At 58.5% G+C, this 20153-nt stretch carries 19 protein-coding genes; 12 read left to right on the forward strand and 7 right to left on the reverse strand.

Annotated features, from left to right (window positions below; all coding sequences use genetic code 11):
• Nucleotides 1–135 precede the first annotated feature (135 nt).
• The 3 genes from metG to JXR15_RS09265 all read right to left on the reverse strand — a co-directional run bounded on the left by metG (nucleotide 136) and on the right by JXR15_RS09265 (nucleotide 4044).
• Nucleotides 136–1851: a methionine--tRNA ligase gene (metG, locus tag JXR15_RS09255; protein WP_422052950.1), complete on the reverse strand. Its 1716-nt coding sequence runs from the start codon at nucleotides 1849–1851 to the stop codon at nucleotides 136–138.
• Nucleotides 1852–1974: 123 nt separating this feature from the next.
• Nucleotides 1975–3234, reverse strand: coding sequence for an MFS transporter (locus JXR15_RS09260; RefSeq protein ID WP_422052951.1), 1260 nt, complete (start codon nucleotides 3232–3234; stop codon nucleotides 1975–1977).
• A gap of 72 nt (nucleotides 3235–3306) precedes the next feature.
• Nucleotides 3307–4044 carry an SDR family NAD(P)-dependent oxidoreductase gene (locus tag JXR15_RS09265; RefSeq protein ID WP_422052952.1) on the reverse strand — a complete coding sequence of 246 codons (738 nt, stop codon included), beginning with the start codon at nucleotides 4042–4044 and terminating at the stop codon, nucleotides 3307–3309.
• Nucleotides 4045–4095: 51 nt separating this feature from the next.
• Here JXR15_RS09265 and JXR15_RS09270 point away from each other — a divergent pair, with 51 nt between their 5' ends.
• Entirely contained in the window at nucleotides 4096–4737 is a 642-nt protein-coding gene (locus JXR15_RS09270) for a TetR/AcrR family transcriptional regulator (RefSeq protein WP_422052953.1), read from the forward strand.
• Here the strand turns inward: JXR15_RS09270 and JXR15_RS09275 are convergent.
• Complete coding sequence (locus tag JXR15_RS09275; RefSeq protein WP_422052954.1) at nucleotides 4708–5325, reverse strand: ImuA family protein; 618 nt, start codon at nucleotides 5323–5325, stop codon at nucleotides 4708–4710. The two genes, JXR15_RS09270 and JXR15_RS09275, sit on opposite strands and share 30 nt — an antisense overlap.
• 98 nt (nucleotides 5326–5423) lie before the next feature.
• Here JXR15_RS09275 and speB point away from each other — a divergent pair, with 98 nt between their 5' ends.
• From speB to JXR15_RS09290, 3 genes are all read left to right on the forward strand, one after another.
• The gene (gene speB / locus JXR15_RS09280; protein WP_422052955.1) at nucleotides 5424–6383 is read left to right on the forward strand and encodes an agmatinase; all 960 of its coding nucleotides are present in this window, start codon (nucleotides 5424–5426) and stop codon (nucleotides 6381–6383) included.
• A gap of 138 nt (nucleotides 6384–6521) precedes the next feature.
• Complete coding sequence (locus JXR15_RS09285; protein ID WP_422052956.1) at nucleotides 6522–7565, forward strand: aldo/keto reductase; 1044 nt, start codon at nucleotides 6522–6524, stop codon at nucleotides 7563–7565.
• Between the two features lie 16 nt (nucleotides 7566–7581).
• Nucleotides 7582–8085, forward strand: coding sequence for a hypothetical protein (locus JXR15_RS09290; RefSeq protein ID WP_422052957.1), 504 nt, complete (start codon nucleotides 7582–7584; stop codon nucleotides 8083–8085).
• Nucleotides 8086–8112: 27 nt separating this feature from the next.
• On the opposite strand, the gene JXR15_RS09295 is transcribed toward JXR15_RS09290, so the two are convergent.
• Genes JXR15_RS09295 through JXR15_RS09305 form a run of 3 tightly spaced genes read right to left on the reverse strand, consistent with a single transcriptional unit; the run spans nucleotide 8113 to nucleotide 11003 of the window.
• On the reverse strand, nucleotides 8113–8700 hold the full coding sequence (locus JXR15_RS09295) for a TadE/TadG family type IV pilus assembly protein (protein WP_422052958.1): 588 nt from the start codon (nucleotides 8698–8700) through the stop codon (nucleotides 8113–8115).
• Between the two features lie 3 nt (nucleotides 8701–8703).
• Nucleotides 8704–9249 carry a TadE/TadG family type IV pilus assembly protein gene (locus tag JXR15_RS09300; RefSeq protein WP_422052959.1) on the reverse strand — a complete coding sequence of 182 codons (546 nt, stop codon included), beginning with the start codon at nucleotides 9247–9249 and terminating at the stop codon, nucleotides 8704–8706.
• The gene (locus JXR15_RS09305) at nucleotides 9246–11003 is read right to left on the reverse strand and encodes a pilus assembly protein TadG-related protein (RefSeq protein WP_422052960.1); all 1758 of its coding nucleotides are present in this window, start codon (nucleotides 11001–11003) and stop codon (nucleotides 9246–9248) included. Before JXR15_RS09305 ends, JXR15_RS09300 begins: the two co-directional genes overlap by 4 nt.
• A 431-nt stretch (nucleotides 11004–11434) precedes the next feature.
• Here JXR15_RS09305 and JXR15_RS09310 point away from each other — a divergent pair, with 431 nt between their 5' ends.
• The 8 genes from JXR15_RS09310 to JXR15_RS09345 all read left to right on the forward strand — a co-directional run bounded on the left by JXR15_RS09310 (nucleotide 11435) and on the right by JXR15_RS09345 (nucleotide 20129).
• A complete protein-coding gene (locus JXR15_RS09310; RefSeq protein WP_422052961.1) occupies nucleotides 11435–12865 on the forward strand; it encodes a Glu/Leu/Phe/Val family dehydrogenase in 1431 nt (476 codons plus the stop codon).
• Nucleotides 12865–13452 carry a DUF6151 family protein gene (locus JXR15_RS09315; protein ID WP_422052962.1) on the forward strand — a complete coding sequence of 196 codons (588 nt, stop codon included), beginning with the start codon at nucleotides 12865–12867 and terminating at the stop codon, nucleotides 13450–13452. Before JXR15_RS09310 ends, JXR15_RS09315 begins: the two co-directional genes overlap by 1 nt.
• A gap of 102 nt (nucleotides 13453–13554) precedes the next feature.
• Nucleotides 13555–14421 carry a hypothetical protein gene (locus JXR15_RS09320; protein ID WP_422052963.1) on the forward strand — a complete coding sequence of 289 codons (867 nt, stop codon included), beginning with the start codon at nucleotides 13555–13557 and terminating at the stop codon, nucleotides 14419–14421.
• Nucleotides 14422–14571: 150 nt separating this feature from the next.
• The gene (locus tag JXR15_RS09325; RefSeq protein WP_422052964.1) at nucleotides 14572–15828 is read left to right on the forward strand and encodes a sarcosine oxidase subunit beta family protein; all 1257 of its coding nucleotides are present in this window, start codon (nucleotides 14572–14574) and stop codon (nucleotides 15826–15828) included.
• Nucleotides 15829–15837: 9 nt separating this feature from the next.
• Nucleotides 15838–16395 carry a hypothetical protein gene (locus JXR15_RS09330; protein WP_422052965.1) on the forward strand — a complete coding sequence of 186 codons (558 nt, stop codon included), beginning with the start codon at nucleotides 15838–15840 and terminating at the stop codon, nucleotides 16393–16395.
• Nucleotides 16392–16664, forward strand: coding sequence for a sarcosine oxidase subunit delta (locus tag JXR15_RS09335; protein ID WP_422052966.1), 273 nt, complete (start codon nucleotides 16392–16394; stop codon nucleotides 16662–16664). Before JXR15_RS09330 ends, JXR15_RS09335 begins: the two co-directional genes overlap by 4 nt.
• Nucleotides 16661–19591, forward strand: coding sequence for a sarcosine oxidase subunit alpha family protein (locus tag JXR15_RS09340; RefSeq protein ID WP_422052967.1), 2931 nt, complete (start codon nucleotides 16661–16663; stop codon nucleotides 19589–19591). Before JXR15_RS09335 ends, JXR15_RS09340 begins: the two co-directional genes overlap by 4 nt.
• The gene (locus JXR15_RS09345; RefSeq protein WP_422052968.1) at nucleotides 19584–20129 is read left to right on the forward strand and encodes a sarcosine oxidase subunit gamma; all 546 of its coding nucleotides are present in this window, start codon (nucleotides 19584–19586) and stop codon (nucleotides 20127–20129) included. The genes JXR15_RS09340 and JXR15_RS09345 overlap by 8 nt, the downstream gene beginning before the upstream one ends.
• Nucleotides 20130–20153: the final 24 nt, after the last annotated feature.

The following is a 20153-nucleotide window of genomic DNA, read 5'->3' on the forward strand; positions in this document are numbered from 1 at the left end:
CCTTCATTTTGTCTAAGGATGTAGCGTGAGTCGAGGGGGGAGACTTTGATCTTTGTCACATAGGTCGAACCGGGCGGTCATTTTGCGGCACGTAAAAAGTAGAAAGCGCGGCCATTTGGCCGCGCTTTCTGATGTTTAGCTCTCGCGTTTGCCTGCGAATTTCTCTTGCCACTCTTCGCGTTCATCATCACTGATTTTGCGGAAGGTGACATCCGGCACAGTGAAGGCATGGCCAGGCTGCAGAGATTGGAGCGCCGCAGTTACGTTATCTGGCCAATTTGTGTCTTCGGTTTGCATCGCGGTCATAAGGGTCTCTGAGGCGTCCGGAATGAACGGCGCTGAAATCACGGCATAAAACCGGATCAGGTTCAGGGCGAGACGGATTTGCGCAGCGGCTGTCTCCGGGTCGGTTTTGAAGGTCGACCAAGGGGCCGCGGTTTGTAGATATTCGTTGCCCGCCACCCAGATCGCGCGCAGTTCCTGTGCCGATTTGCGGACTTCCATGGCAGTCATGTGCTCTTCATAAGCACGCATGCGAGTGGTCAGCTCAGCAATCAAAGCATGTTCAGTTTCGCCGAATTCACCGCCTGCTGGCACCTCTTCGCCAAATTTAGAGCGGCAGAATTTGGTCACGCGGCTGACAAAGTTACCAAGAACGTCTGCGAGATCTTTGTTCACCGATTGCTGGAAGTTCTCCCAGGTGAATTCGCTGTCAGAGCTCTCTGGAGCATGGGACAAAAGCCACCAGCGCCAGTAGTCGGACGGCAGGATTTCAAGTGCCTGATCCATAAAGACGCCTCGGCCACGTGAGGTGGAGAACTGGCCGCCATCATAGTTCAAGTAGTTGAAAGATTTGATGTAATCCACCGCTTTCCAAGGTTCCTCGGAGCCGAGAATTGTCGCAGGGAAGGACAGCGTATGGAACGGCACGTTATCTTTGCCCATGAACTGAGTGTATGTCACGTCGTCCGCGCCTTTGTCAGTGCGCCACCAGCGCTCCCAGTCGGTGCCTTTTTCGGCTGCTACCCATTCCTGGGCGCAGGCGATGTATTCGATGGGGGCGTCGAACCAGACGTAGAAGACTTTGCCTTCCATGCCGGGCCAGTCTTCGCCGCCTTTCTTAACGGGCACACCCCAGTCTAGATCACGGGTGATGCCGCGGTCTTGTAGGCCGTCGCCGTCGTTTAGCCACTTGTTGGCAATCGAGGTGGTCAGCACTGGCCAGTCGGTCTTGCTGTCGATCCAGGCTTGCAGTTTGTCGCGCATTTGCGACTGGCACAGGAACAGGTGTTTGGTCTCGCGCTCTTCTAGGTCGGTAGAGCCGGAGATGGTCGAATACGGGTTGATCAGATCGGTGGGATCGAGCTGCTTTGTGCAGTTGTCACACTGGTCACCACGCGCGCTTTCAAAGCCGCAATTGGGGCAGGTGCCTTCGATGTAGCGATCCGGCAAGAAGCGGCCGTCAGCGTTTGAATAGACCATCTTTTCAGACACTTCACGGATTAGACCCATGTCAGAGAGGCGGCCGGCGAAGTGTTGGGTCAGGGCGTGGTTTTCCGCGCTGGAAGAGCGGCCATAGTGATCAAAAGACAGGCGGAATCCGTCGGCAATTTCGGTCTGAACAGCGTGCATTTCGGCGCAGTAATCGGCTACATCTTTGCCCGCTTTGGCAGCGGCCAACTCAGCTGGTGTGCCGTGTTCATCGGTGGCGCAGAGGAACAGCACTTCGTTGCCGCGTGCACGCATGTAGCGGGCGAACAGATCGGCTGGCAGCTGGCTGCCAACAAGGTTGCCGAGGTGTTTGATGCCGTTGATATACGGCAAGGCCGAGGTGATCAGATGGCGCGCCATGTGGGTGTCCCTTAACTGTTTCAAACCCCATTAGCCCAAAGAGTAAGCCAGTTCCACAGGCGAATTTTCACGTCGGTATTGTGTCTGTATCACGACTGTATCGCGGAGGTGCAAAATTGGTGGCTATTTGCCCTCGTTTGAGGGCGTTTCTTCTGTGCGATTGGGCTTTTCACGCTGGCGTTTTGTGATGCGGCCCACTGTGAAAGACGTGCGCGGCGCGTAGACGTAACGGGTGCGGTGCTCGGCGGTGGGGCGGGCGAGCATACGGGTCAGGCCAAAGACGATCAGCATTGCGTGACCGGCTGCAATCATGATGAAGAGGGCAGGCGGGCCAAAACGCTCGATGAGACCAGAGGCAAATAGCGGTGTTCCAATGGCGCCGACCGCAAAGAAGAACATGAGGGCGGCGGAGAGTTCGACGCGTTCTTCAGATGTGGCAAAGTCATTGGCGTGGGCGGCGGAGACTGAGTAGATCGGGAATGACGTGAAGCCAAAAAACGCCGCGTTGAGCATGATCATCTTGGTGCTGCCAGCGCCCATGGCGACGGTTGTGCCGCAAGACACCACGGCGGCGGCGGAAAGCCAGATCAGCACCCAGCGGCGGTCAAATTTGTCCGCCAGCCAGCCAACGGGATATTGCGCGATGGCGCCACCGAGCACAAAGGCGGCAAGGAACCAGGCGATCTGTTCAATTTGCAGACCGACCTCGGTGCCATAGACCGGCCCGACCATGCGGAATGACGCGGAGCTGAGGGCGGCGACAATCACGCCAGCGACGGCCAACGGCGAGCGCGCATAGGCGAGGCTGGGACGCAAACGCGGGGCCTTCGGGGTTTTGGGTTGTGGAGACGTGGTTAGCGTGATGGGCAAGAGGGCTGCGCAGCAGAGCAGGGCGAGCAGGTTGTATGACACATAAGAGGCTGGCTCCAAAACGCTGATCACCAGCTGAGCACCTAGGGAGGCGATCATGTCAACCACACGATAGGTGCCCATGGCGCGGCCACGGGTTTCATTGGTGACTTTGGATTGCAACCAGGCTTCGACCACGGTGAAGCAGCCCGCCACGCACAGACCAGAGGCCACCCGCATGAGCGCCCAGGCGTAGGGATCAACGATGATGAAGTGGCCTAAGAGGCCAATGGCCCCCATGGCCGTAAAAGTGGCAAAGGCACGGGAGTGACCGACGCTGCCCATCAGGCGTGGCGACCACCAGCAGCCAATGAAGAATCCCAGAAAATGCGCCGAGCCCAACAGACCAATCTGTTCTGTTGTGAAGTCCAGCGCGATCCCGGAGAGCGCATCGAGTGGCCCTACACCGCCGGAGCTGAGTTGCAAGAGAATGACCGAGAGGAACAGGGCCGAGAAGGTGATGATCATGCGCATGGGGGCAGCATGGCGGTTTGGCGCGCAATGACTAGAGGGAATTCGACTTGGGCGTGTCGTTTTTGCGTGTGGCTATCGCAAAATGCGCGCCGCCAGAGAGGGGCTGACCCGATTGATGCCGCGCAGCAGGCGGGCTTTGCCTATCCAGGTTTCTGACTTCTGATCGACAAGCCCGCGTAGGATTTCTGTGGCGACTTTGTCTGGGCTGTCTTTGCCGGTGCCTCGTCCAGCGGTCATGGGTGTGTCGACTAGCGCGGGCAACACTTCGTTTACCAGCAGCTGCGGGATGGCGTCAGCACATTGGTAGCGTAGGGCCCGCAAGTAGTGACGCAGCCCTGCTTTGGTTGCGCAGTAGGTGGGCGCGTCGCGCTTTGGGGCCAGAGCCAGCGAAGAGGTGATGGCGGAAACAAAAGGTTTGGGGTGTTTGGCCAGCGTGGGAAGCAGGGCGCTGGTGAGATGGATGGGGGCTTGCAAATTGAGGGCCAGTTCAAGTTCGGATTGGCGCGGGTGTTTCGCGAGACCTTCGGGGATTTTTTGGGCAAACTGCACGCCCGCGGCATGGATGATGCCGGAGACATGATGGTCTTGGAGTTGCGCCAGCAGGGCGTGACGTCCCTCGGCGTGGGAGAGATCCGCCTGAAGTTTCTTCAGCGTTTCCGGTGAGGCGCCTGTCAGGCGGTCCAAAGCTTGCGCGCTGCGGCCCGTGGCGATGACCAAAGCGCCGGCCTCTGTGAGGGCGCGGGTGAGCGCGCGGCCGATGCCGCCGGTGGCGCCGGTGATCAGGATGCTGTGATTGACAAAATAGGGCATGGGCGAGCCTTGTGTTGCTGTGTGTTTTCGTCAATATGTGAGTTATTGCTCATGTTTTGGACTCGCTTTGTCATGGCCGTGAAGACTTCCGCGCAACCAGCTGCAAATCCACGTAAAAAACCGCGTCAAGCGCGGGCGAAAGCCACTGTGGATGCGATTTTGCAGGCCTCGGCTCACATTCTGGTGGCGCAAGGCTTTGAGGGGTTCAACACCAATGCGGTTGCGGAGCGGGCGGGGGTGTCTGTGGGCTCGCTGTATCAGTATTTCCCCAATAAGGAGGCGATCATTGCGGAGATGGTGCGGGCCAAGCGGACGCGGCTGTTGCACGGGTTGCAGGCGGCGGAGGTGGCGCATCAGGAGAGCGATCTGCCCGAGGCTTTGGCGGCGTTGGTGGCAGCGACGATTGCACATCAAAAGGGCTGGCCGCAGTTGTCTCAGGCTTTGGATCGCGCAGCGGCTCTGGTGCCTTTGTCAGAAGAAGGCGCGGCACTGACTGCGGCGATTTTGGACGTGTTGCAGCGGGTGTTGCAACGCCACCGCGTAGCGGATGTGGAGGTGGCGGCGCTGGATTTACTGTCGCTGTGTCGCGGCATGATTGACGGGGCATTGTTGCGAGGGGAATCGGACTTGGATGATTTGCAGGCCCGGGTGATGCGCGCAGCGTCAGGCTATCTCGGTATCGCTGTCCCGTAGGGTTAGCTTGGGGGCGTGGGGCAGGCCGCTGAGCTGCCAGCTTTGTGGGGGGGCGTTGCGGGCGCGCAGGCGAGTGAGGGACCAGGCGTCGGTGTCACCGCGGTGATCTGGCGCCATGTGCCAGCGGCTCTCGATGCCCTGTGCGCCGCCGTCTCCGGGGGTCAGGATCAATCCCAAAGGCGCCCTGCCACTGGCCTTGGCGCCGGTTTCGGCCGCAAGATGCAGGCGGCGTACCGGGGTGAGTGCGGGCGGGCCGGGCAGGTCGGCCACCACCAAGGGCACGGTGCCGGCGCGCAGAACCTCCTCCATGGTCCAGAGCACCTCTTCGGGGCGGCGCGGGCTGACAAAGGTCACGCTGCCGGGGTTGAGGAAGGGCGCCATGCCTGCGGGGTTGAGTGGGGCCGCGCCCCAATCTGGGGCAATCCAGAACAGCGGACCTTTGGCTTGATGCGCCAGCCACAGCGCAAAGCTGTAGCGCGCCGGGCCGCAGGCCTCATGCAGGCGCGCCAGAGTCAGGGCCACCTCAGGCAAAGGGGCAAGGGCGTCTGCCGGGCGGGAGGGCGCGCGTTTGAGGAGGTGGGTGGCCATGGCATCAGAATAACATGTTCCACTTTTGTTCTCAATATCGGGAATACTTTACGGCGGGGCAAAAATCCGTCACCGTCGCAGCAAACAGGGAGATGATGATGGCGGGACATGGCTATGAGGGCGGGCGGCTGGATTTGCCGTTTGTGGGGATTTCGACCTTTGGCAAGCGGGCGTATCAGCCGGATTGGGCGGCGATTGAGGCGGATGTGGCCGTGATGGGTGCGCCGTTTGATTTTGGCACGCAGTGGCGCAGCGGAGCGCGGTTTGGGCCTAGGGCGGTGCGGGAGGCTTCCACCCTGTTCAGCTTTGGCCACGCCGGGGCCTATGACCATGAAGATGATGCCACCTACTTACCCGGATCGGTGCGGATTGTGGATATTGGTGACGCAGATATCGTGCATACTGACACTCTCAAAAGTCATGCCAATATCGAGGCAGGGGTGCGGGCGATGCTGAAGGCGGGGGCTTTGCCGGTCACCATTGGTGGGGATCATTCGGTCAACATCCCCTGCATCAACGCGTTTGACGATCAGGGGCCAATCCACATTTTGCAGATCGACGCGCATCTGGATTTTGTTGATGAGCGCCATGGTGTGCGCTTTGGCCATGGCAATCCGATGCGGCGGGCGGCGGAGAAAGACTATGTCACCGGCCTCACGCAGGTGGGTATTCGCAATGTCAGCTCCACCGCCAAAGAAGGCTATGCGGATGCGCGGGCGATGGGCAGCGATATCCTGAGCGTGCGGCAGGCGCGTAAGCTGGGGGCAGAGGCGCTGATCAACCGTATTCCCGAGGGCGCGCGGGTTTACGTGACGGTGGACATTGACGCCTTCTGCCCGTCGATAGCGCCGGGCACCGGCACGCCAAGTCATGGTGGGTTCCTCTATTACGACGTGCTGGAGATGATGCATGCCTTGGCGAAACGGCATGACGTGGTTGGCATCGACCTTGTTGAAGTGGCACCGGATTATGATCCCACAGGCTCCACTGCGATCCTTGCGGCGCAGCTTTTGCTCAACACTTTGGGCTTTATCTTCCACGCCCGGAGCACGCGCTGACCCAGGTCATTCACAATCTGCAAATATCCCGGGGGAGACTTGGCGCAGCCAAGCGGGGGCTGGCCCCCGTAATCCCGCTTGAGATCAACGCCACAGACCCTAAGTTAAGCGCAAAGATTTGCGACAGGATGAGCTTTTATGAAAATGAACCCTTTGGGCCGTACCGGCATCGAAGTGTCGGAGTATTGCCTCGGCACCATGACTTTTGGCACACAGACCAGCGAGGCAGCGGCGCATCAGCAGATTGATCTATCGCTGGACGCGGGCATCAACTTTGTTGATGCGGCGGAGATGTATCCGGTGAACCCGATCAGTCCGGAAACCCAGGGGCGCACCGAGGAAATCATTGGCACCTGGTTTGCCAAGACGGGACGGCGCAAAGACATGGTTCTGGCAACGAAGCATTCCGGCGCGGGCTTGGCACATGTGCGCGATGGGGCGCTGATCTCGGCGAAAACCATTCCGGAAGCCATCGAAGGCTCACTCAAGCGATTGCAGACCGACCACATCGATCTCTATCAGTTCCACTGGCCCAACCGTGGATCTTACATGTTCCGCCAAAATTGGGATTTTGATCCGTCAGGGCAAAACAAGGCGGACACGCTGGCGCATATGGAAGAGGCGCTGGAGGCGTTGCAGAAAGAGGTTGATAAGGGGCGCATTCGTGCTTTTGGTCTGTCCAATGAAAGCACCTGGGGCACGGCGCAGTGGCTGCGTTTGTCTGAGGACAAAGGCGGACCGCGGGTGGCCTCGATCCAGAATGAATACTCACTGCTCTGCCGGATGGCGGACACCGATCTCGCAGAGCTTTGCGTCAACGAAGACGTCGGCATTTTGGCGTTTTCACCTCTGGCCACCGGCCTTCTGACAGGCAAATATCAAGGTGGCGTAACGCCAGATGGATCGCGCAAGTCGATCAATGGCGATCTTGGCGGGCGGGTGAGCCCACGGGTGTTTGATGCGGTGCAGGCCTATCTGGATATCGCCGACAAACACGGATTGGATCCGGTGCATATGGCAATGGCCTTCACGGTGCAGCGGCCATTTATGTGTGCGTCGATCTTTGGCGCTACCACGGTGGACCAGCTAGATCACATTTTGGCAGGGGCTGATTTGCGGCTGAGCGCAGAAGTGCTTAAAGACATCAGCGCAGCGCATCGCGCGCATCCGATGCCGTATTAACTCCGTCAGGACAGACATGACCACGCAAGACACTTCGGACCTCCCAGAGGTTCTGGCCACCATCACCGCTTCCCCAATGCGCCGCCTGTTTGGCCTCGCAACCCTGTTTGTCTTGGGGGGGGTGTTGATTTACCTCGCGCTGACCACCGCGCCTGCGCTGCACTGGCGGGTTTTCCTGCTGGTGACAGGGGGATTGGTGCTTTGGCTGGCAGTTGCCACTCGGCGGGCAACGGAGCATCGCATTGAGCTCACACAGCAAGGCCTGCGCAGCACGTCTGGTGAGACCATTGTACTATTGGACAACATCGCCGCGATCAAAGTGGGTATGTTTGACATGAAGCCGTCCAATGGCTTCACCGTGCATCTCAAAAAGCCCCGGTCGCGCAAGTGGCAACCGGGGCTTTGGTGGGCATTTGGCCGCCGGGTGGGCATTGGCGGCGTAACACCCGGATCCGAGGCCAAATCCATGGCCCAGATCATTGAAGCGCTGCTGGCAGTGCGGAACCAAACCGAGGGGTAAAGGTTCCGCGCTGCCAGCGGCGCGGTCTTAGCTGTTGCTCCAGGCCAGTTGTGGCGCAAAGCGGGGGCGTGTGAACACAAACGTGTCGATGTCCATGTTTAACGCGCTTTCTTCGCCGTAGGGGCGTTTGCCGTTCCAACCTGCCAGAATTGGCGGGGTGTATTCAGCAGTGGTTTCCACAACGATCAGGCTTTCGCCGTCCACCAGAACGGGCAGCTTGTCTTTCATCTCGTTAAACTGGGTGGCGGAGATGCCGCTGCCGCTGCCGTTGCTGTGGGACCAGGCCAGCACATAATCGCTGGAAACCGGGCTCCAATAGACGTGGCTCACCGTTAGGGAATGGCCACTGCGTACAGTAGAGATTTCTTCCAAAACAGCATGAATGCCGTCAATGTAGTCCGCGTTCACCGCCATGGTTTCACGAGACAGCATATCCGACACCGCAAAGGCGGCTTTCTCGGTGGTGGATTTGGCGCGGTACGCGTCAAAGATGTTCATCATGACAAACAGACAGAACAGCAAAGTTGGGAAGATGATGGCTGTTTCGACCGCAACTGTGCCTGTGGTGTCTTTGCGGAACGCGGCAAGTGATTTGCGTAGGTTCAATACAGACATGGATCAACGAGGCTCCTGAACAAAGGTGTTTTCAACAACCAAGGCGTATTCGCCATCGGCGTTGCGGACCGCAACCGGCACAAACAGTGCGCCCGGGAAGATGGCTCGTACTGACGCGCAGGCCCGCAAGAACATCATCTCGTTGGCTTCGCCGTCATCAAAGCGCACCACCGGATCGACGTCTGCATTATCTTCGTGCAGGGTGCCGCATGTGCTGGCTTCTGGCAGCTCTTCCCAATTGCGCGGGTCGCGCTGGATCATTTGCAGCGACAGATTGCTTGTGCAGTCTGGAATGACGCTGGCCTGATCACAGATCTGTTGCACCAAATCGTCGTGAGACGGCACGTGCCCTGTGGAGAGCCGGATGTCGCGCACCGCCACATCCAGAGACCGTTCCAGATACGCATAGCGCAGGGACATCAAGCCGAGTTCGGCAGAGGCCAGGAAGACGCTCAAGTAGAAGGGCACCATGATCACAAAGTCGACCGTGACGGCCCCGTCCTCTTTGCGCAGGAGGGAGCGGGCTTTTTTGAGAACCGAATAGATCATTGGATCAACCTCAGCTGACGGATAGATGTTGCGATTGCGGCAAAGGCGTCGCGGATTTCGAGACCCTGTACATCGAAGTAGTGGCTGTCAGAGCTGGCGCAGTCCTGCAGAACCACACGGGCTGCATTGGGCGCTTCGAAACCGATGGTGTAAACGATGATACCGTTATCCTTGGCCGCCTCACATACACTGCGGGTGCGTGTGTCTTTGGTGCCGTAGCCCACATCATCAACGACCGGATAGTACCAGGCGTTGCGCGCGGCATCCTGGCCCATCAGCGGGGCATAGAGCACATCGGCTACGTATTTTGGCGTGGTCCGGGCCCAAAGGTCGGCGTAGGAAATGACCTCGGCTTCGCCAGGCTCGTTTACTGTGACGGTCTTTTGGATCTTTTTGTACCGCTTACAGGAACCGTTTCTACGATAAGACTTACAAATGTCGCTGTTGACCGTTTCGGTCACTTCATAAGTGCCTTCACCATAGGCGTGATTACGGAACACTCCGTCCTCAGGCCAGAAATAGATAGGCTCGTCGGTGATGCCGTCACCGTCATCGTCACCTTCGTCTTGACCCAGGTACAGGGAATAGAAATCCTCCTGATCGTTATACCAGACGTTGGAGTTGCCCAGTCGATAGTTGTCGGTGACAAAGTGTTGGCGCGTGTTTTGACCGTCCGACATCAGAACCACAATCTTCAGAGATTCATTGGTGCCATACTCGTAGGGGCGACCTTCGAACACATTGGAAATTGTCCCTGTGTTGCCGGACGTGCTATCGATCATGCTGGACACAACCGGCTGGAAGGCCGGATCAAGCAAGGCGGTGCCCCATTTCATGCCGGTGTCGATCGAGGTGTTGCCGCTGCCGAACATATCATCGATGTAGTCTTTCAGCGTGTCGGTGTCGTTCTGAATAAGGGTCAACTCGCGAGACGTTTCCGCGCGACAGTCGGTGTAGGCGTTCACGTCAACATAGCCATTGCTGGGGCGGCGGTCATAGCTGCTGCTGCTCCAGGTGGCGTGCAGCGTTTGGTCGTATTCGCGATACGGATCGATGAAGGCTTCGCTGTAGTCTGCCGAATGGAAGTTCAGACAATTGGCCCGCGGGTTTTCACCGTTGGTTGTCAGCGCATTCATCAATTCGTCCGGTGTGGAGACCTGTGCCGCGTAGGGCACAATCGAGATCGACATGGTGTCGTCTTCGGTTGTGTCATCCATGGTTTGAACAAACTCTTTGGCTGCGACCTTGAGGTTGGACAGGCGGCTGTTGTTGTTCATCGAACCGGAGACGTCCAGGACCAACGAAATTTCGATGTTGCCAATACGCTCTTCAGCGGTGCCGCTGGCGCCAATGGTCAAGCTGGTGCGCTCGGGCAGCTTTTCTTTCAGTTCCTGTATTTCCGCACTGGAGTACACCTCGCCGGCTGGTTTCTCCGGCATCAGGGTTTTCATGTCCCGGCTCACGGTGCTGTAAACGAGATTGGACTCGATTTCAGCGGTTGCGCTGACGCTCCGGTGGTTGAGCGATTGCGACACGGTCACTTCGTTCAAAGTGTGGGCCACGCCCGCTTTCTCAAAGTAGTCAGCCACAACAACATCCGCGGCGCGGGTCTGGTCCAAGTCGGCTGCTGCCAAAATGGCGCGGTCCAACGTGTGTTGCAGCTGCGTCCGCCGCATCTCCGCGAGCATGATGTCGGCGCCAATGCCGCCAATCGTGATCATCATAATTACAAGAATGACGCTAAAGCCAACCATGACACCGTCCTCTTCCTTTCGGAAACGGTGCGCGCCCAGCCGCCAAAGCGCCCTTGGCAGGGGCGTAACAGGTGGCCTAACCGGTGCCTGAAACTGTTTCATTTTACATACCTCTCTGCGACACACCCGAAATGGGACTCTCCGTCTCCAGACGGTCTGCGTCGCAAGATCTTATTTCAACGGATTGGGGCGTAATTGGGGCAAAACCTAGCAGTTCATTTGACGATGATTAAGATTTTTTTCAATTATTGCAGGTAGTTGGATACAGTCTTGGGCCTGTGAGTGGTTCTGTTTCCGTTGAGGCAACGCTGGCAACTCAAAGTGTTGCACATTTTCATCTGTTATCTTCGGTGGTGTTATGACCTTACTCATACTTAAGTCGGTAAATGTGACGGTGAGTCGCATGGTGTTGCTTGTCGGGAGGAAAATTGATGAGCGCTATTAAAGAACCGAGTTTTCGGGAAAGTGTTGACCTGATGTTCAATCGCGCGGTGGCGCTGATGGACTTGCCACCGGGGCTGGAGGAAAAGATCCGGGTGTGCAACGCGACTTATACCGTGCGCTTTGGTGTGCGCTTGCGCGGTCAGATCCAGACGTTTACCGGGTACCGCTCGGTTCACTCGGAACACATGGAGCCGGTCAAAGGCGGTATCCGTTTTGCGCCAAGTGTGAACCAGAACGAGGTTGAGGCGCTGGCAGCGCTGATGACCTACAAATGTGCGCTGGTTGAAGCGCCGTTTGGCGGCTCTAAGGGCGGTCTCTGTATTGATCCACGCAAATATGACGAGCACGAGCTGGAGCGTATCACGCGCCGTTTTGCTTATGAGCTGGCCAAGCGTGACCTGATCCACCCATCCCAGAACGTGCCGGCACCAGACATGGGCACCGGTGAGCGCGAGATGGCCTGGATCGCAGACCAATATGCGCGCATGAACACCACAGACATCAACGCGCGCGCCTGTGTGACCGGTAAACCGCTTAATGCTGGTGGTATCTCTGGCCGTGTCGAAGCCACTGGTCGCGGTGTGCAATATGCGCTTCAGGAGTTCTTCCGCGACGCGCGCGATATTGAGAAGGCGGGCCTTGAAGGCAGCCTGGACGGTAAGCGCGTGATTGTGCAGGGCCTGGGTAACGTGGGCTACCACGCCGCCAAGTTCCTGTCGGATGAAGATGGCTGTAAAGTTGTGGGCATCATTGAGCGTGACGGAGCGCTGTATAATGACGACGGCATCGACGTAGATGCGGTGCAGCAGTGGCTGGCCAAACACGGTGGTGTGTCCGGCTATCCGGATGCAACCTACACCCGTGAAGGCGGCGCCGTGCTGGAAGAAGCCTGTGACATCCTTATTCCGGCGGCGCTGGAAGGGGTGATCAACATGGAGAATGCGGCACGCATTCAGGCGCCGTTGATCATTGAGGCTGCGAACGGTCCTGTGACGGCGGGTGCGGATGAGATTCTGCGCAAGAAGGGCACTGTGATCATTCCGGACATGTATGCCAACGCCGGTGGTGTGACCGTGTCCTACTTTGAGTGGGTCAAAAACCTCAGCCACATCCGTTTTGGTCGTATGCAACGGCGTCAGGAAGAGTCGCGTCACCAGTTGGTGGTGGATGAACTGGAAAAGATCAGCGAAGCGCTGGGCACCCAGTACAGCCTGACCGACAGCTTCAAGCAGAAGTACCTGCGTGGTGCCGGTGAGCTGGAGCTTGTACGCTCCGGCCTTGATGACACCATGCGGATTGCCTATCAATCTATGCGAGATGTGTGGCACGACCGTGCCGATGTAGAGGATTTGCGCACAGCGGCCTACCTCGTGTCGATTGACAAGGTGGCGGCCAGCTACCGTGCAAAAGGGCTTTAATGGTTGATATCGCGATCAGCTGCCGGTGTGGGCAGTTTGGTGCAAAGCTAAAAAATGTGAGCCCGAAAACGGGCTCACATGTGCAATGTTACTGCAAAGATTGTCAGACGGGTGCAATGGCGCTTGGCGCCGGCGACACCTTGATGCCGCGCAACGGCTCCGACATCTATCAGACCATCCCATCCAATTTGGAACTCACCCAAGGTCAAGAGCATCTGGCCTGTTTGCGCCTGTCACCCAAAGGGTTGATGCGGTGGTATGCGAGCTGTTGTGACACGCCGGTGTTCAACACGCTCGGCGGCACCAAGCTGGCCTTTGTCGGCGTGTCAGTGCCCGCAATGCGGGGCGACGCGATTGACAGGGCTATCGGCAAGGTGATTGCTGTGGTGCATACCAAAGATGCGCCGTTTGGCACGGAGCCGCTTAAGGACTACGGCTTCAACAAGGCGGGTTTCAACGTCTTGGCGCGGCATTTTGGGGCGCTGATGCGTGGCCAAGTGCGGGACAATCCTTTGTTTGATGAAGGGTCGCCTGTTGTAGAGCCGCGCGTATTGAGCAAAGCGGAACGCAGGGCCGCGACACCATAAGTGTTGCGCTTGAGAGTCATCCCACGCTTTTCTCGTTTTGAGTGATCCTTGCAGACGCTGGTCGCGTACCGTGTATGGACCAAACTTTTCGAGGATCATTTCATGATGCGTTTTTTGACAGTTGCCGCAATGAGTGTCGCGGCTGGTGCAGCTTCTGCTCAAGCGCCTGAGGGCTGGATCTTCAGCTTTGATGGCGCATACCTGAACCAGGACAGCAGCGATACAAATGGCGGCGGGAGCTTCTCGGCGGATCGTGTTTATAGCCGCGTCGGCGCGTTTAAGCGCAATCCGGGTGGGATCAGCTACGGCGTGTCGGCGACGTTTGGCCAGTCAGACTATGACTTTAGCGGAATGCCTGCGCTTTGGGACAAGGTCGATGAGCGTTCGGTGACGGTGTCTTTGGCGGGGCGCACCGCCAATGGGATGCGCTGGTTTGTGGCGCCATCTGTGCGCAGCCGTTATGCCTCTGGCGCGTCGGCAAGCGATGGGCGCAGCGCAGGTCTGTTTGCTGGCGTCAGTTGGGAAGTGGGCGACAATCTGGTGATTGGTCCGGCGTTTGGGGCATTTGAAGGTCTGGGCGGTGATGACTATGACGCTTTTCCGGCGCTTTTGCTGGATTGGGAATTTGCCAACCGCTGGAGCCTGAGCACGGGTCCCACACTCGGTGCAAGTCAGGGCCCGGGTCTGTCGCTGCGCTATGACGTGAGTGACACTTGGGGGCTGACCCTGTCTGCCCGCCAAGAAACCAACCGCTTTGCGCTTGCGGGCGGCAATGTGGGGCAGGACAAGAGCGTGCCCGTGGTGATGAGCCTGTCTTATGATCCCAATCCTGGCATGAGCTTTGTTGTGTTTGCCGGTGCGGAAGTGGACGGCAGTTTGGCGGTGGAAAACGCGACTGGCGCAACCCTGTCCAAGCAGAGCTATGACACCGCGCCGCTAATGGGCGTGGCGTTTTCCCTATCGTTTTGAGGGCTTGAGAGAGCCTAATTGCAATTGTGCGTCTAGCGACGCATTCTGTCGCTAAGCGACCATCCTTGCCTGTGTTTTTTGCGCCTGATGTCGGGAGGTCGTGTCGGATTTGGTGGCACGCCTGTTGTAGGCATTCAGGGGATAAACAATATGCGGTTTTCCGGCCTCAAGGTTTTGGCAGAAGGGCTGACCGGCAACAAAGGCTGGACTGCGCATTGGCGCGATGCGCAGCCGAAGCCGGAATACGACATGGTGATAATCGGCGGTGGCGGTCATGGTCTGTCCACGGCGTATTACCTCGCCAAGAACCATGGCATGACCAATATTGCGGTGCTAGAAAAAGGTTATCTTGGCGGTGGTAATGTCGGGCGCAACACCACGATTGTGCGCGCGAACTACTTCCTTCAGGGCAATAGCGAGTTTTATTCCCATTCGATGAAGCTCTGGGAAGGGCTGGAGCAGGAGCTGAACTACAATGTGATGTTCTCGCAGCGCGGGCTGATCAATCTGTTCCACAGCGATGGGCAGCGCGACGCATTTGCGCGCCGTGGCAATATGATGATCAATCAAGGTGATGACGCGGAGCTGTTGGATCGTGAAGGGGTGCGCAAGAAGCTGCCCTACCTTGATTTTGAACAGGGCCGTTTCCCGATTTATGGCGGGCTGTATCATCCGCGCGGCGGCACAGCGCGGCATGATGCGGTGGCCTGGGGGTATGCGCGTGGGGCATCGGATCGCGGTATTGATTTGGTGCAGAACTGCGAAGTGACCGGCATCGACATTGAGGGCGGTGTTGTGAAGGGGGTGCAGACTACACGCGGTGCGATCCGGGCTAAGAAGGTTGGGATTATTGTGGCTGGGCGGTCTGGTCTGGTGGCGGGTATGGCGGGGCGGCGGTTGCCGATTGAGAGCCATGTGTTGCAGGCCTTTGTGACCGAGGGGCTGAAGCCGGTCATGGATCATGTGATCAGCTTTGGCATGGGGCATTTCTATATCAGCCAGTCGGATAAGGGCGGCTTGGTTTTTGGCGGGGATCTGGATTTCTACAGCTCCTATGCGCAGCGCGGGAACCTGCCGATGAAAGAGCACGTCATGGAGGCGGGCATGACGTTGATGCCGATGATCGGTAAAGCCAAGGTGCTGCGCAGCTGGGGCGGTATAATGGATATGACGCCGGATGGCAGCCCGATCATCGACAAGATGGAGGGCATCGATGGGCTCTACATCGATTGTGGTTGGAACTATGGCGGGTTCAAAGCTGTGCCCGCGAGCGGTTGGTGCATGGCGCATTTGATGGCGACGGATCAGCATCACGACTATGCGGCGAAGTTCCGCATGGATCGGTTCCGCACCGGTGTCGGCATCATGGATGAAGAGGGCACCGGCTCTCAACACAATCTGCATTGAGGGGCGGGGATGAAGAGCGTTTTCAAGAGTGTGTTGTTGAGCGGTGCTTTGATGGCCGGACCTGTGCTGGCCGAAGGACCGGATGCGGGCTGTTACGTGCGGGACTATTCAGATGCACATTTGGCAGGGCAACCGGCACAGGTGGTCGATTGGATGCAGTTGTGGGTCTACAGTGATGAGAACCAGAACAAACTGGCCAATATGCTCGTGGGGTTTACCAACCAAGGGCACGTTGCGGGCACCCAACATGCGGGGCAGGTGTTGGACCAGTTCCTGTTGTGTTTTGACAGTGGTGGGCGCAAGGGCTGCACGGTGGAGTGTGATGGCGGCAATTTCTTTGTGACGCGCGATAGTGGCGACGCGATGACAATTGAGACCAGCTATTTGATGGTGGGCGAAACCGACAGTTGCGGCGGCGCGGTGGATCTGGCCGAGGTGCCGGGCAAGGCGGTGAAATACAAGCTGCTCCGTGGGGACGCGCGGCAATGTGAGGCCGCGCGGACTGTTTATGACGTTTCTGACGAATCCGGTTTTGATGGCCCAAGCGATGACGGGGACAGCAAATGAGATTGACCTGTCCACACTGTGGTGAGCGTGACCGGCGCGAGTTTTATTATATGGGCGATGCCAAAGCGTTGAAACGCCCCGACCCGGAGGCCAGTGATGTTGTGTGGGATGACTATCTGCACAACCGAGACAACCCGGCGGGTGTGACGCGAGACCTTTGGTATCACGAAGGCGGATGTGGTGCCTGGATTGTGGTGACCCGCAACACACTGACCCATGAGGTGCTCGCGACCGAACTGGCGTCTGATGCGAAGGAGGCCAGCGCATGAGGATTGCGTACAAAGGCCAGGTGGACAGGGGCACGCCGGTCAGCTTCACCTTTGATGGCCACACTGTGCAAGGGTTTGCCGGGGATACGGTGGCCTCGGCCTTGCTGGCGAATGACATCAATCTGGTGGCGCGCTCGTTTAAGTATCATCGGCCACGAGGTGTGATGGGCGCTGGGTCGGACGAGGCCAACGCGTTGGTCACCGTTGGGCGCGGGGCGCATCAGGAGCCCAATGTGCGGGCGACGATGCAGGAGATTTATGACGGGCTGGAAGTGCGCAGTCAGAACCGGTGGCCCAGTCTGGATGTGGACCTGCTGGCGATAAATGATCTGGCGGCGCCGTTTTTTGGGGCGGGGTTTTATTACAAGACGTTTATGTGGCCCAAGGCGTTTTGGGAGCGGGTGTATGAGCCGATCATTCGCCGGTCCGCTGGTTTGGGCGCGCTGTCAGGGGATCACAATGAAGATCTCTATGAAAAGGTGTTCGCCTTTTGCGATGTCTTGGTGATTGGCGCTGGTCCTGCGGGTCTTATGGCTGCGATGACCGCGGCGCGCGCGGGAGCGGACGTGCTTTTGGCCGATGAGGACAGCGTGCTGGGCGGGCGTCTGAATGGTGAGCGCGAAGAGATTGATGGCATTCCCGCTGCGGAATGGGCGGCGGATGTGCTGGATGAACTGGCAGGTTTGCCCAATGTGCGGCTGATGCCGCGCACCACGGTGACGGGTGCGTATGATCAGGGCACGTTTGGCGCGCTGGAACGGGTGAGCCACCACCTCAGCGGAGCCAAAGGGCAGCCTTTGGAGTGTTTCTGGCGCATTGTCGCGAAGCGTACGATCCTCTGTGCGGGGGCCATCGAGCGGCCGATTGCGTTTAAGAACAATGATCGTCCAGGGATCATGGGTGCGGCGGCGGTGCGGACCTACTTGCATCGGTATGGTGTTGCGCCGGGGCGGGCGGTGACGGTGTTCACCAACAACGATGATGGTCATCGCACCGCGCGGGACCTGAAAGCCGCGGGCGTTCATGTGACCGCCGTGTTGGACAGTCGGAAGGACGGCCCAGGCGGAGACGATTACCCGGTGATACGCGGTGCGGAGGTCTGTGACACTGGAGGGCGCAAGGCACTGGAAAGCGTGTCTTACCGCACGGTCAGTGGGGAGGAGAAGCTTGGCACCGATTGTCTGGCGGTCTCTGGCGGCTGGAATCCAACGGTGCATTTGACGTGCCACATGAATGGGCGTCCGGAATGGCGCGAGGATATTCAGAGCTTTGGCCCCGTTGCGGGCATGGTGCCGGGGTTGACCACGGCGGGGGCTTGTAACGGCACGTTCTCTACAGTGGGCGCGTTGCGGGAAGGCGCTGAAAAAGCAAAAGAGGCTGTTGAAGCGCTGGGCCTTGAGGTTGGGGATGTGGATCTACCGTCAGCCGAGGATGCGCCTTACAACATGGAACCACTTTGGGCCGTAGCGGGACGGGGCCGTGCTTGGCTGGATTTCCAGAACGACGTGACCGTGAAGGATGTGAAGCAGGCGGCGAGGGAGAACTTCCGCTCTGTGGAGCATATGAAGCGGTACACCACACAGGGTATGGCGCCGGATCAGGGGAAAAATTCCAACATGGGCACGCTGGCGGTTTTGGCGGATGCGACCGGGCGGGGAATACCGGAGACTGGCACCACCACCTTCCGGCCGCCATTTGTGCCGGTAAGTATCGCGGCGCTGGGCGCAGGCGGACAGGGCCTTGGCTTTGCGCCGGAGAGGTTCACAACCAGCCATGACGCCAGCGTCACCGATGGTGCGCCGATGATTGAGGCCGGGCTGTGGTATCGGCCAAGTTACTTCCCCAAAGCAGGCGAAACCAAGTGGCGCCAGAGCTGTGACCGCGAAGTGCAGATGGTGCGCCATGCGGTTGGGGTCTGTGATGTGTCCACGCTGGGCAAGATCGACATCCAAGGCTCGGATGCGGGCGCGTTTCTGGATCTTGTCTACACCAATACCTTCAGCACGCTGAAGGTTGGCAAGGTGCGCTATGGTCTGATGCTGCGCGAAGACGGCACTGTCATGGATGACGGCACCACGGCGCGGTTGGGCAACGAGCATTTTGTGATGACCACGACCACGGCGGCGGCGGGGGCGGTGATGCGGCATCTGGAGTATGTGCATCAGTGTCTGCGGCCGGAGCTGGATGTATCGATGGTGTCAGTGACCGAGCAATGGGCGCAGTTTGCGGTCGCGGGGCAGAAATCGCGCGAGGTGTTGGCAGGTGTTGTTGGGGAAGAGATAGACAACGATAGTTTCTCGTTCATGGGCTGTGGCGAGATCACCGTCGGTGGCGTGCGGGGGCGGTTGTTCCGCATCTCTTTCAGTGGAGAGCACGCCTATGAGATTGCGGTGCCTGCGCGTTATGGGGAGAGCTTGTATCAAACGCTGGTGCAAAAGGCAGAGGCGCTGGGCGGTGGGGCGTATGGCATGGAGGCGCTCAATGTGCTTCGGATTGAGAAAGGCTTCATCACCCATTCGGAAATTCACGGGCGCACAACGGCTTTTGACATTGGCATGGAGCGCATGGTCAGCGCCAAGAAAGACTGCATTGGCAAAACCATGAGCGAGCGACCGGGGTTGTCTGGCGCGGAGCGGGAACAGCTGGTGGGCTTAAAACCGGTGGGGGCGGTGAAACAGCTGACCGCCGGGGCGCATTTGTTTGAGGTGGATGCGGAGCCGGTGCGGGAGAATGAACAGGGCTACACCACCTCGGTTGGGTTCTCGCCGACTTTGGAGAGCTTCCTGGGATTGGCGTTTCTGCGCAACGGGCGGGCGCGGTATGGAGAACAGGTAATCATGGTGGATCACTTGCGCGGTGTGACTGCGCGGTGTGAGGTCTGTGATCCGGTGTTCTTTGATCCAGAGGGAGGGCGGTTGCGTGGTTGAGTTGCTTGCAAAGACGCCCTGTGAGGGGCTGTTGCCGATCACTGTGGGTGATGTGTCGTTAATCGAGGTATTGCCTGTAAGCCTGACAATGTTGACCGCCCGCAAAGGACGGTTTGAGGCTTGTTCCGAGCGGTTGAAATCCGCGTATGGGATGGCGATGCCAAAACCCAATCGCGCAACCGGCACAGCTGCGGCACGGGCCATTTGGTTTGGTCACGATCAAGTTTTGCTGGTTGGGCCTGCACCCAATTGGAGCCTGCAGAACGAGGCAACTGTTGTGGATCAAAGCGATGCTTGGGCGGTTGTGAAGCTGGAGGGTGCGGGCGCAGAGGATGTGCTGGCGCGGCTGGTGCCGGTGGATCTGAGTATGGCGACCTTCAAGCGGGGGCATACGGCGCGCACCATGCTGGGGCATATGACCGTGTCGATCACGCGGGTTGGGGAGCAGGCGTTTCAGATCATGGCGTTCCGCTCCATGGCAAAGACGCTTGTTCACGATTTGCAAAGGGCCATGGAAAGCCTCGCCGCGCGCGGGTAGTCTCTCTGAGTCTAAAGTGATTCA

It is taken from the genome of Shimia sp. (genome assembly GCF_049116215.1).
GTDB lineage: Bacteria > Pseudomonadota > Alphaproteobacteria > Rhodobacterales > Rhodobacteraceae > Shimia.